Genomic DNA, 12173 nt, shown 5'->3' with positions numbered 1-12173 from the left:
TTCTGTGACCGCCATGAATCCCTTTTTCCTTCCCGCCGAGCGCCTGATGGCGCGCCTGAGTATCAACCGCAAGCTCGCGCTGATCGCCGTGCTGTTCCTGGTGCCGCTATGCGGCGCGATGTACGTGGTGCTGAGCGATGCGGCGCGATCGATCCGCACCACCGGCGATGAAGTGCGGGGGCTTGCCGTGGCCGGGCATGCGCTCGACTTCATGCGCGAGACCCAGGTCCGGCGCGGCGCCGGCAATGCGGTGTTGTCGGGCAATGCGGCCTTTCGCGCCACCTTCGACGCGGCCGACAACAAGGCCGCGGCCAGCCTGGCGGGGCTGATGCGCAGCATCGCGGAGAATCCTGCCTTTGAACTGGCGGCCGGGGCGCGCAAGCTGGAGCAGGACTGGCAGCATCTGCGCGGGCTTGGCCTGGACACCACGGCGGGGCCGCTGTTCGAGCGCCACAGCGCGCTGGTGCGGCAGACGCAGGCGTTTATCGGCGACGTGGCCGAGCGCTCGCAGCTGGCGCTGGACAGTGAAGCGGGCTCGTACTACCTGCTCAACCTGTTGGTGGGCCCGATGCCGCGCCTGGCTGAGCTGAGCGCGCTGGCGCGCGGCCGCGGGGCCGGCATCATCGCGCAGGGCGGCTATGCCGATGCCGCGCAGCAGGCGGGCCTGGGCGCGCTCGCCGAGCAGATCCACGAGGGGCTGGAAACGGTGCGGCGCGACATCGCGCGCGTCGGGAACGCGGCACCCGCGTACCGGCCGCGCATCGATGCCGCTCTGGCGCGGCTCGCCGCGATGGACAACTTCCATCGCACGCTCAAGGTGCGGATGCTGGGCGCGACCGGCATCGATATCGATGCCAAGACCTACTTCGACGAGGCCACCGCGGCCATCGAAGGCGTGGCGGCCGCCAACAAGGCGTTTGCCGGGATCGTGGACACCATGCTGGCACAGCGTGTCGCGGCGCAGGAAGGGCAGTTCGTATTGCTGGCGGGCATTGCGCTGGTGACCGTGGCCGCAGCGTTCTACCTGTTCATCGGCTTCAGCCGCGGCATGCGCGGCGACGTGCGGCAGGTGGCGGAGATGGTCGAGCGCATCAACGCGGGCGACCTGACCCTGCGCATCGCGGTGCGCGGGCGCGACGAACTGAGCGAGATCAAGCGGCACCTGCTGTCGCTGGTGGACAGCTGGCGCGCGCTGATCGGCGACACCAAGGCCGGCGCGCACAACGTGCTGGCGGCGGCGGGCGATATCGCGCAGGGCAATATCGACCTGTCGCAGCGCACCGAGGAGCAGGCCTCGTCGCTGGAGCAGACCGCGGCCAGCATGGAGCAGCTGACTGCAACCGTGCAGCAGAACGCCAGCAATGCCGGCCAGGCCAGCGAGCTGGCGCGCGAGGCGTCTGGCGTGGCGCGCGCCGGCGGCGATGCGGTCGGGCGCATGCAGCAGACCATGCAGGAGATCGAGGCCGATTCGCGGCGCATCGTCGACATCATCGCGGTGATCGACGGCATTGCCTTCCAGACCAATATCCTGGCGCTGAACGCGGCGGTGGAGGCCGCGCGCGCGGGCGAGGCAGGCCGCGGCTTTGCCGTGGTGGCGACTGAAGTGCGCGGGCTGGCGCAGCGCGCCGGCAGCTCGGCCAAGGAGATCCGCACGCTGATCTCGCAATCGGCGCAGCGCGTGGCGTCGGGCAACACGCTGGCGCTGGACGTTGCCGCGACCATGGAGAACACCGTTGCCGCCATCGGCCGCGTGACGGCGATGATGGATGAGATCAGCCATGCCTCGCGCGAGCAGAGCAGCGGCATCGCCCAGGTCAACCAGGCGGTGACGCAGATGGATCAGGTCACGCAGCAGAACGCGGCGCTGGTGGAGGAGGCCGCCGCGGCGGCACAGTCACTGCAGGAGCAGGCGCTGCATATGCAGCGGGCAGTGGCGGTGTTCCGGACCGAGGCGCATGCCTAGTGCACCTCGCAGTGCTCAGCGCCGGAAGACCCAGATCACGACCGACACCAGCACCGACACCAGGATGCAGGTCGTGATCGGAAAGTAGAAGCTGAACCCGTCCCGGACGATATGGATATCGCCGGGCAGCCGCCCGAGCGGCAGCTTCGACAGCCAGGGCCAGGCAGCGGCGGCTGCGATCAGCAGGCAGCCAAGGATGAGAAGCAGGCGTTGCATGATCGGATGGATTTGTTCGGGCCGGCGGCTTGTGGCGCCCCGGGTCCTGAGACGTTGGACAGGCACTTCGCCGCAGGATTGCATCGGCTCGGCGCACCGGGGGCAGGGACTATAGGTCGCGGGTTTCGGAATGTAAATTGAGAGTTGGCGCTCTTTGCATGAAATTTGGTTATACCGCCGGAATGCCGCAAGGTTAGTCTGATAGTAAATTTCACGATCAGCCGGTTTTCTGATAGAAAGCACTGTTCCGTGATCCAGATGTTCAGTCTGGTTCCACAAAAATGGCGCCTTCCGGCGAAATCCACACGCTGGATGGCCAATTTCCCGCCGGGTTAACGCTAATTCTGAGTCCCAACGCCCGTTGCCTAAGATTCCGTTCAATTGGAGAACAGCAGTTCGCAATTAGAACAATATCGCATGTCCGGCCCGCAGGACGGCTCGTGCGATTTCCAGGCAAACGGAGACAGCAGTGCAACATCCCACCCAAACGAAGGGCGGCGTCACGGACGTCCAGGCCCTGATCGACGGACAGCGATTCACTGGTTACCAGTGGCTCATTCTTGTGCTGTGCTTCCTGATCGTTGCCATTGACGGTTTCGATACCGCCGCAATCGGATATATCGCGCCGGCGCTGGTGCAGGAATGGGGGATCGAGAAAGCCGCCCTCGGGCCCGTCATGAGCGCGGCGCTGTTCGGTCTTGCTTTCGGTGCGATCTTCGCCGGTCCGCTGGCTGACCGTGTCGGCCGCAAGAAGGTGCTGGTGCTGTCCGTCTTCTTCTTTGGCGCCTGCAGCCTCGCCACCGCGTTTGCGCCCACGCTGGGCTGGCTCACGGTCTGGCGCTTCCTGACCGGCCTGGGCCTGGGTGCCGCCATGCCCAATGCCGTGACGCTGACATCGGAGTTTGCGCCGCAACGCCGCCGTGCCGTGCTCGTGAACACCATGTTCTGCGGCTTTCCGCTTGGTTCCGCGGCCGGCGGCTTTGTCGCCGCCGCGATGATTCCGCACTTCGGCTGGCACAGCGTGCTGCTGCTTGGCGGCATCGTGCCGCTTGCGCTCGCGCTGTTGCTGGTGGTGCTGCTGCCGGAGTCCGTGCGCTACATGGTCCTGCGCAACTATCCTGCCACCCAGATCCGCAACGTGCTGCGGCGCGTGACTGGCGCAGACCTGTCCGAGGCCAACAACTTCATCATCGGCGAGCAGGCCCCTGCGACCCGATCCGCCATCGGCACCGTGCTGGCGCCCGGCTATCGCCTGGGCTCGGCGATGCTGTGGACCACTTACTTCATGGGCCTTGTCATCTTCTACCTGCTGACGAGCTGGATGCCGACGCTGATGAAGGACGCCGGTTTCTCGATCCAGCACGCGTCATTCCTGACGGCGCTGTTCCCGCTCGGCGGCGGCATCGGCACCATCGCGGCCGGCTGGTTCATGGACCGCTTCAATCCGAACAAGGTCATCGCCATCACCTACGCTGCAACCGGCGTACTGATCTACGCCGTGGGCCACGGCACCGGCAGCCAGGTGCTGCTGGGCGTGCTGATCTTCCTCGCCGGTACGGCCATGAACGGCGCCCAGTCTTCGATGCCTTCGCTGGCCGCGGCCTTTTACCCGACGCAGGGCCGCGCCACTGGCGTTGCCTGGATGCTTGGCATCGGCCGTTTCGGCGGCATCACCGGTGCGCTGCTCGGTGCCGAACTGCTGCGCCTGCACCTGGGCTTCGACACGATCTTTACGCTGCTCACCGTGCCGGCATTCCTTGCCGCCGGAGCGCTGCTGGTGAAGCATTTCAACAGCCGCCCCGTGGCTGCCGCCGACTCGGTCAATGGCGGCGCAAGCGTGGCAAGTCACTGAGCGGGAGCAGGCTGCGCCGCGGCGCGAATGCAGTTCGCCAGCGCCTCGGCCATCGGCGTGAGCGTGCGGTCGCCGTGCCGCAGCAGGCCGATCGGTTCCTCGGTGCCCTGCGTATCGATTGGCAGGAGTACCAGATCCCCCTCGGATACCGCACGGCTGGTGGCCGAGAGCGGCGCTGCCCACACGCTGTCGCTCTGCCGGGCCAGCAGCCGTCCGAGATAGGCGTCCGAAGTTTCCACGCAGCCGTCCGGCAGCGGCAGGCCGTGCCGGGCGAGCAGGCTTTCGGTGTTGTGGCGGGGAATCGAGCCTGCGGCCGGAATCACCAGCGGCCACGCCAGTGCGTCAACCAGCGTTGGCCGCGATACGGCGGCGAGGGGATGCCCGGGACGAACCGCCAGTGCCAGCGAGTCCGGGCCCAGCGACTCGAACCACAAGCTCTCCATGGCCACCGGGTCGTCCATCCGGCCAATGACCAGATCGAGCACATCCGCCTTGAGCTGGTCGATGAGGTTGCGGTTCATGCCGGTCTGCACGGCCAGACCGACCTCGGGATGCGCGGCGCGGAAACGCAGCAGGGCATCAGTCAACACCGCCGGCACCACGCTTGGCAGCGCACCTAGCCGGATGCGCTCCTGCGGCAGCGCATCCGCGCCGGCCATGCTGTCCGCCGCGGCATCGATATCCGCGAGGATGCGCAGGGCGTGGCGCAGGAAGCGCGTGCCGGCGGTGGTCAGTTCAGTGCCGGCCCGCTGCCGGACCAGCAGGCGGGTGCCGGCCAGTTCCTCGAGCTCGCTCAGTGTCTTGGAGACAGCCGGCTGCGTCAGCCCCAGGCGTTCGGCGGCGCGGCCCAGGTGCTGGGTCTGGGACACGGCCACGAAACAATAGAGGTGCCGCAGCCGCACGCGATTGCGGAAGATTTCGAGCGCGAGTGGGCCTTGGAGTTTCATGTCAAAAAGTTATCGTATTTCGACGAATTCTTAATTTACATGACTTTATGTGTTGTTTAAAGTCAAACCATTCCAATGACAAGGAGACTGCGCGATGACCCGTCTTGCCCAGTACCGCCGTCCCTACTGGGACACCCAGCCCGAATACCGCTTCGATCCCTATGCCTCGACGCAGAAGCGCTCGCCGGGCCAGCCGCTGATTACGCTGCCGCAGTCGCTGTCTGAAGTGACCGGTCCCACCTTTGGCGCCGAGTTCGTCCGTGAAGGCGATAACGACCTCACCGTCGGCAACGGCGGCGAGCCCATCGGCGAGCGCATCCTCGTGACCGGCCGCGTGCTGGACGAGAATGGCAGGCCGGTGCCGAACGCGCTGATCGAGGTCTGGCAGGCCAATGCGGCCGGCCGCTACGTGCACAAGCGCGACCAGCATGATGCGCCGCTCGACCCGCATTTCTCGGGCGAGGGCCGCACCGTCACCGATGCCAGCGGGCGCTACCAGTTCAAGACCATCAAGCCGGGCGCCTATCCCTGGCGCAACCACCACAATGCCTGGCGGCCGCAGCATATCCACTTCTCGCTGTTCGGCAACGCCTACGCCACGCGGCTGGTGACGCAGATGTATTTCCCCGGCGATCCGCTGTTGCCGTTCGATCCGATCTTCAACTGCGTGCCGGACGAAAAGGCGCGCGACCGGCTTGTGGCCAGCCTCGACTGGGAGACGACCCAGCCCGAATACGCGCTCGGCTACCATTTCGATATCGTGCTGCGTGGCCGCGATGCCACGCCGATGGAGTAAGACCATGCTTTACGCCACCGCATCCCAGACCGTCGGCCCTTATCTCCATATCGGCCTGAACGGCCTGAACTGCGCCGACCTGACCGCCAGCGCGCCGGAACTGGCTGGCCAGCGCATCGTGATCGAAGGCCGCGTGACCGACGCCGACGGCGAGCCCGTGCCGGACGGCATGGTCGAGATCTGGCAGGCCAACCCCGCCGGCCGCTACCGCCACCCCGACGATGCGCGCGAGCTGCCGCTGGTGCCTGGCTTTACCGGCTTCGGCCGCGTGCCGACCGAGGCCGACGGCTCGTTCCGCTTTGTCACCGTCAAGCCCGGCACCGTGCCCGGTCCGGACGGCCGGCCGCAGGCGCCGCATATCATGGTGTCGGTGTTCATGCGCGGGCTGGTCAAGCATGTCGCCACGCGCATGTACTTCCCGGACGAAGCGGCCGCCAATGCTGCCGATGCCGTGCTGGCGCTGGTCCCCGCCGAGCGCCGCGGCACGCTGATTGCCAGCGATGCCGGCAACGGCACGCTGCGCTGGGACGTGGCGCTGCAGGGGCAGGGCGAGACGGTGTTCTTCGATATCTGAAGGCCCCGCTGCCGGCAACAGACGCATAATCGGGTGGCCGTCGATGTCACGGCCACTCACGCTACCCATCGCCCCCAATGCCAACCGCTATGCGTCTTACCGATCCCATGTCCGGCAGCCCGGCCGTGCTGGACATTTTCTCCGACGCCGGCACGGTGCAGCGTATGCTTGCCGTGGAGGCCGCGCTCGCGCGCGCCGAAGCCGACAGCGGCGTGATCCCTGCCGCGGCCGCGGCCGTGATTTCAGACGTCTGCCGCGACCCCGGCATCATTGACCGCGACGCGCTTGCGCAAGCCGCTGTCGCTGCCGGCAATCTCGCCATTCCCTTCGTCAGGCAACTGACCGCCGCCGTGGCCGCGCGCGATGCCGAGGCGGCGCGCTTTGTCCACTGGGGCGCCACCAGCCAGGACATCATCGACACCGCACTGGTGCTCCAGGCCGGCGACGCGCTGCGCGCGCTGGATGCCGACCTGGTGCGCCTGGGCGAAGCCTGCGCCGCGCTGGCTTCGGCGCATCGGGCCACGCCGATGGTCGCGCGCACCTGGCTCCAGCATGCCCTGCCAGCCAGCTTCGGCCTCAAGGCCGCGGGCTGGCTCGATGCGCTGCGCCGCGATCTCGGCCGTCTCGATGCCACCCGTGTCCAGACCCGCGTGCTGCAGTTCGGCGGCGCCGCCGGCACGCTCGCCAGCCTTGGCCAGGCCGCGCCCGCGGTGACCGCCGCGCTGGCCCGCGAACTGGACCTGGCCGCCCCTGTGCTGCCGTGGCACGCACATCGCGACCGCATGGCCGAGATCGCCACCACGCTGGGCATGCTGATCGGCACGCTCGGCAAGATGGCGCGCGATATCTCCCTGATGATGCAGACCGAGGTGGCGGAAGTGGCCGAGCCAGCCGGCCCCGGCCGCGGCGGCTCCAGCACCATGCCGCACAAGCGCAACCCGGTCGGCTGCGCGGCAGTGCTGACGGCCGCGGTGCGCGTGCCCCCGCTGGTGGCGACGATGCTGGCGGGCATGGTGCAGGAACATGAACGCGCCCTGGGCGGCTGGCAGGCAGAGTGGGACACGCTGCCGCAGATCGTGACGCTGGCCGCCGGCGCGCTGCGCCAGATGGGCGAGGTCGTGGCGGGGCTGCAGGTCGATACGGCGCGCATGCGTGCCAACCTCGGCCTCACCCATGGCCTGATCCTCGGCGAGGCGGCGATGCTTGAACTTGGCAGCAGGATCGGTCGGCTGCCAGCGCACCATCTGGTAGAGCGTGCCTCGCAACGTGCGGTGGCCGACGGCACCAGCCTGCGCGACGCGCTTGCCCTCACGCTGCAATCCGACCCGGCGCATGCCGGCCTGCTCGATGACGCCGTGCTGGACCGCCTTGCCGACCCGGCCAACTACGCGGGCCAGTCAGCTGCCTTTGCGGACGCCGCCGTGCAGGCCTGGCAATCCGCGCTGGCGGCGCGCCAGTCCTGAGACTGCCCTGAGCCCGGAACTACCGCGATGCGCCGGCCACGCCGCCGGCCGCGCACCCAAGGAGACTGTATTGCCCTACCTCGACCACGCCGGCGCCCGGCTCTTCTACACCGTTGACGGCCCCGATTCCGCGCCGGCCATCCTCTTCTCGAACTCGCTCGGCACCGACCACACCATGTGGGAGCCGCAGGCTGCCACGCTGGCCGGGCGCTTTCGCGTGGTGCGCTACGACACCCGCGGCCACGGCCGCTCGACCGCGCCTGGCGATGCCTTTACCGTGGCGCAGCTCGGGCAGGACGTCATCGCCATCCTGGATGCGCTGGGGATCGGGCAGGCGGTGTTCTGTGGCCTGTCGATGGGCGGGCTCACCGGGATGTGGCTGGGCATCCATGCGCCGCAGCGGTTCTCGCATATCGTGCTGGCCAATACCGCCGCGAAGATCGGCAATGCCGACGGCTGGAATACCCGCATCGACACCGTGCTGCGCGAAGGCATGGCCGTGATGGTCGCGCCTTCGGTCGAACGCTGGTTCACGCCGGGGTTTGCCGCCACGGCGGAGCGCGCCCTGGACGGCTTGCGCGATGTGCTGGCCGGGCTCGATCCGCGCGGCTATGCGGCCAATTGCGCGGCCGTGCGCGACGCCGATTTCCGCGAGTCGGTCGCATCGATCCAAGTGCCGGTGCTGGTCATCGCCGGCAGCCAGGACCCGTCGACCCCTGCGCAGGAAGGCCGCGAGCTGGCTGATGCGATTCCCGGCGCCCGCTTTGTCGAACTGCCCGCCGCGCATATTTCCAGCTTCGAGCAGCCCGGCCGCTTCACGGCAGCGCTGCTCGATTTCGTGCGCGGCCGGCTGCCGGTGACCGATGATCATGCGCGCTACGACGCCGGCCTTGCCGTGCGGCGCGAGGTGCTGGGCAGCGCGCACGTGGACCGTTCGCTCGCACGGCTGACCCCGCTCAACGAGGAATTCCAGAACCTCATCACGCGCTATGCCTGGGGCGAGATCTGGACGCGCGAAGGCCTGCCGCGGCATACGCGCAGCCTGCTGACCATCGCCATGATGGTGGCGCTGAACCGCCCGGAGGAGCTCAGGTTGCATCTGCGCGCCGCCGCCAACAATGGCGTGACGCGCGACGAGATCAAGGAGGTGCTGCTGCAGACCGCGATCTATTGCGGCGTGCCGGCGGCGAACTCGGCCTTTCATCTGGCCGAGGAGGTGTTCGCCGGGATGGACCAGGCCGGCTGACCGGTCACCCCGCCGCATCCGCGGGCGGCGGCATGGCTGCCGGCAGCCGCGCGCGCCCCGATTGCCGGAACTCTGTCGGCGACTGTCCTACCAGCCGCGCGAAGAAGCGCGAGAAGTAGGCGGCGTCGGAGAACCCGAGCGACAGGGCGATGTACTTGACCTCCAGGTCGCTGAAGAGCAAGTCGCGCTGCGCCTCGGCCAGCACGCGCGCATGGATCATCTGCAGGGCCGACTGCCCGCACGCCTGTCGGCACACGCGGTTGAGCTGTGTGGGCGTGATGCCGATGGCGCCGGCATAGTGCGCGATTTCCTTCTGCTCACGATAAGCTGACTCGAGCATCTGCTGAAAGTGCTGGAAGTGCCGCGCGGGCCGGCTGTTGCTGCGCACCGCGGCCGGCGCGGTGGCATTGGCCAGCCGCGCGATGCCGATCAGCAGCAGCGTCATCAACGCCGACAGCGACGCCCCCGGCCAGGCGGACACAGTTTCCATCTCGCCACGAACGAGCGCCAGCGTATCGGCCAGCGCGTGGCCCCGGCGCACGCGGTCGTGGCGCGGACGGGCGAACAGCGGCAGCGCATCCGGCACACCGGCCAGCAGCGTGCGCAGGTGGCTGTCGGTCATGGTCACAACCATGCCGTCGGTGTCCGGAGTGAAGACAAAGCCGTGGATGTGCCGTGGCGGCATCGTCACCAGCGAACCGCTGCGCAGCGGTTCGCGCCGCTCCTCCAGCAAGGCTTCGCCGGCGCCTGAGTGAATGTACAGAATTTGCAGGAAGCGCTCATGCCGGTGTGGCTTGATCTCCCACCCGTGCAGGCGGCTGCGCGCGGCGATGGACTCAAAATGCAGCTGGTTTGACAGCAATTCCGAGGGATTGGTGCCGTACAGCGAGTACGTCGGGACAGGTCTCACGGTGGCTTCAGTGTTTACCAGCGATGTTCCGATTGTCCTGTCATTGGTTCGATCTGTCCATTCCTTGGCGGGCCACCGCCGACTATCTTTAGCGGCAGAAGACGGATACCCACAAGGAGACAAGACATGCGCACCCAGGTTGCCATCATCGGCGCCGGCCCGGCCGGCCTGCTGCTCGGCCAGTTGCTGACACGCGCCGGCATCGACAACATCATCATCGAACAACGCAGCCCCGAATACGTGCTTGGCCGCATCCGCGCGGGCATCCTGGAGAGCGTCACCGTCGACGCGCTGGAACGCGCCGGCGTGGCCCGGCGGCTGCATGCGGAAGGCCTGGTCCACCACGGCATCGCACTGTCGTACGGCGGGCAGCGCCACCATATCGACCTGCATGCGCTGATCGGGCGCAGCGTCACCGTGTACGGGCAGACCGAGGTCACGCGCGACCTGATGGAAGCGCGCCGCGCCGACGGCACCCCCACCATCTATGAAGCGCAGGAAGTCAGCGTGCAGGGCTTCGACGGCAGCACGCCGTCGGTGCGCTATCGCAAGGATGGCGCCATGCACGAGGTTGCCTGCGACTACATCGCCGGCTGCGACGGCTTTCACGGCATCTGCCGCGAGAGCGTGCCGGTGGCGGCGCGGCAGGTGTTCGAGCGCGTCTATCCGTTTGGCTGGCTGGGGCTGTTGTCGGAGACGCCACCCGTTGCCGATGAGCTGGTCTACGCCAGCCATGAGCGCGGCTTCGCGCTGTGCAGCATGCGTTCACGCCACCGCAGCCGCTACTACGTGCAGGTGGCGTCGAGCGAGCGCGTGGAAGACTGGTCCGATGAGCGCTTCTGGCAGGAGCTGCGCAGCCGGCTCGATCCGCAGACGGCAAGCGCGCTGGTGACCGGGCCCAGCATCGAGAAGAGCATTGCGCCGCTGCGCAGCTTTGTGTGCGAGCCGATGCGTTTTGGCCGGCTGTTCCTGGCGGGCGACGCGGCGCATATCGTGCCGCCTACCGGGGCCAAGGGGTTGAACCTGGCGGCCAGTGATGTGCTGGCGTTGTCCGAGGGTTTTGAAGCCCGTTACCGCCATGCCGATGCCAGCGGCCTCGATGGCTATTCCGCGCGTTGCCTGCAGCGGGTGTGGAAGGCCGAGCGCTTCTCGTGGTGGATGACTTCGCTGTTGCACCGGTTTCCGGATGCGGATGCGTTCTCGTTGCGGATGCAGCGGGCGGAGCTGGACTATTTGGTGGGGTCGGAGGCGGCGTCGCGGGCGCTGGCGGAGAATTATGTGGGGTTGCCGTATTGAGCTGAGTGCGCTGCGCGATTGCTGACAGCTTTTGCATGCTGCGGGTTTGCCCCCTCTCCCGCGAGCGGGAGAGGGAGCAAACAATCGGGTTCCCGGAACTCGGTAGCACCTTGCCGGCAGCCAACGCTACGCTACCAGCGCGCCGGCACCCGGCACCATCGCCTGCACCGCCTGCAGCGTGTCTCCGACCACCCCACCCACCAGCACCACGGCCGGGCTGGCCAGCCCCGCTGCGAGCGATTCGGCGAGCGTGCCGAGCGAGCCGGTCCAGCTGCGTGCCTGCTCGCTGCCGGCATGCATCACCACCGCCGCTGGCATGTCGCTGCACATGCCCGCCGCCAGCAAGCCGTCGCGGATCGCCGCGATCCGGCTCATGCCCATATAGATCACCAGCGTGGTGCCGCCACGCACCAGCGCCTGCCAGTCGGGCGAGCCGTGCGCGCTGGTATGGCCGGTGACAAAGGTCACGCCATGGCAGTGCGCGCGGTGGGTCAGCGCAATCCCCAGTGCCTGCGCGGCGGCCATGCCGCTGCTGATGCCGTTGACGATCTCGACGGCCATGCCGTGGCCGCGCAGGAAGGCCGCTTCTTCGCCGCCGCGCCCGAACAGCAGCGGATCTCCGCCCTTGACGCGCGCCACGTTGCGGCCGGCCAGCGCATGCTGCAGCGTCAGCTGCTGGATGCGTTCCTGGCTGACCGAGCAGCGCCCGCCGCGCTTGCCGACCCACTCCACATGGGTGCCGGGGCTGGCATAGCAGGACATCTCCGGCGCGACCAGGTCATCGACCAGCCAGACCTCGGCCGCGGCCAGCGCGCGCATGGCGCGTACCGTGACCAGGTCCGGGCTGCCGGGGCCGACGCCGACCAGCCAGACCTTGCCGGGCTTCAGGGGGGAATTCATCTTGGCCTCC

Annotated in this window: 11 protein-coding genes; 7 read left to right on the top strand and 4 right to left on the bottom strand. The window is 68.0% G+C overall.

What is annotated here, in order from left to right; translation table 11 throughout:
- The first annotated feature begins 13 nt into the window (after positions 1-13).
- Positions 14-1963 (top strand): methyl-accepting chemotaxis protein, encoded by a 1950-nt coding sequence (locus KB879_RS16705; RefSeq protein ID WP_211979444.1) that lies wholly within the window; start codon positions 14-16, stop codon positions 1961-1963.
- Between the two features lie 15 nt (positions 1964-1978).
- On the opposite strand, the gene KB879_RS16700 is transcribed toward KB879_RS16705, so the two are convergent.
- Positions 1979-2179, bottom strand: a complete 201-nt coding sequence (locus KB879_RS16700) for a DUF2905 domain-containing protein (protein WP_041228724.1) — start codon at positions 2177-2179, stop codon at positions 1979-1981.
- Positions 2180-2648: 469 nt separating this feature from the next.
- Here KB879_RS16700 and KB879_RS16695 point away from each other — a divergent pair, with 469 nt between their 5' ends.
- Positions 2649-4031: an aromatic acid/H+ symport family MFS transporter gene (locus KB879_RS16695; RefSeq protein ID WP_211979443.1), complete on the top strand. Its 1383-nt coding sequence runs from the start codon at positions 2649-2651 to the stop codon at positions 4029-4031.
- Here KB879_RS16695 and KB879_RS16690 read toward each other — a convergent pair.
- Complete coding sequence (locus KB879_RS16690; RefSeq protein ID WP_013953883.1) at positions 4025-4978, bottom strand: LysR substrate-binding domain-containing protein; 954 nt, start codon at positions 4976-4978, stop codon at positions 4025-4027. The two genes, KB879_RS16695 and KB879_RS16690, sit on opposite strands and share 7 nt — an antisense overlap.
- A 94-nt stretch (positions 4979-5072) precedes the next feature.
- On the opposite strand from KB879_RS16690, the gene pcaH reads away from it, so the two are divergent.
- The 4 genes from pcaH (at position 5073) to pcaD (ending at position 9057) form a co-directional block, all read left to right on the top strand.
- The gene (gene pcaH / locus KB879_RS16685; RefSeq protein WP_211979442.1) at positions 5073-5774 is read left to right on the top strand and encodes a protocatechuate 3,4-dioxygenase subunit beta; all 702 of its coding nucleotides are present in this window, start codon (positions 5073-5075) and stop codon (positions 5772-5774) included.
- A 4-nt stretch (positions 5775-5778) separates the two neighbouring features.
- Positions 5779-6348 (top strand): protocatechuate 3,4-dioxygenase subunit alpha, encoded by a 570-nt coding sequence (gene pcaG / locus KB879_RS16680; protein WP_013953881.1) that lies wholly within the window; start codon positions 5779-5781, stop codon positions 6346-6348.
- A gap of 77 nt (positions 6349-6425) precedes the next feature.
- Complete coding sequence (locus KB879_RS16675; RefSeq protein ID WP_153954134.1) at positions 6426-7811, top strand: 3-carboxy-cis,cis-muconate cycloisomerase; 1386 nt, start codon at positions 6426-6428, stop codon at positions 7809-7811.
- 70 nt (positions 7812-7881) lie between these two features.
- Positions 7882-9057: a 3-oxoadipate enol-lactonase gene (pcaD, locus tag KB879_RS16670; RefSeq protein ID WP_153954135.1), complete on the top strand. Its 1176-nt coding sequence runs from the start codon at positions 7882-7884 to the stop codon at positions 9055-9057.
- A gap of 4 nt (positions 9058-9061) precedes the next feature.
- Here the strand turns inward: pcaD and KB879_RS16665 are convergent, their stop codons facing one another.
- On the bottom strand, positions 9062-9967 hold the full coding sequence (locus tag KB879_RS16665) for a helix-turn-helix domain-containing protein (RefSeq protein WP_211979441.1): 906 nt from the start codon (positions 9965-9967) through the stop codon (positions 9062-9064).
- A gap of 126 nt (positions 9968-10093) precedes the next feature.
- Here KB879_RS16665 and pobA point away from each other — a divergent pair, with 126 nt between their 5' ends.
- Positions 10094-11263 (top strand): 4-hydroxybenzoate 3-monooxygenase, encoded by a 1170-nt coding sequence (gene pobA, locus KB879_RS16660; RefSeq protein ID WP_153954136.1) that lies wholly within the window; start codon positions 10094-10096, stop codon positions 11261-11263.
- 126 nt (positions 11264-11389) lie between these two features.
- Here pobA and cobA read toward each other — a convergent pair whose 3' ends face one another.
- Positions 11390-12163 (bottom strand): uroporphyrinogen-III C-methyltransferase, encoded by a 774-nt coding sequence (gene cobA / locus KB879_RS16655; protein ID WP_211979440.1) that lies wholly within the window; start codon positions 12161-12163, stop codon positions 11390-11392.
- Between the last annotated feature and the right edge of the window lie 10 nt (positions 12164-12173).

The organism is Cupriavidus sp. KK10 (assembly GCF_018223725.1).
Classification (GTDB): domain Bacteria; phylum Pseudomonadota; class Gammaproteobacteria; order Burkholderiales; family Burkholderiaceae; genus Cupriavidus; species Cupriavidus necator.
Note: the sequence above shows the minus strand (reverse complement) of the source record. Positions and strands in the feature narration are given on the sequence as shown.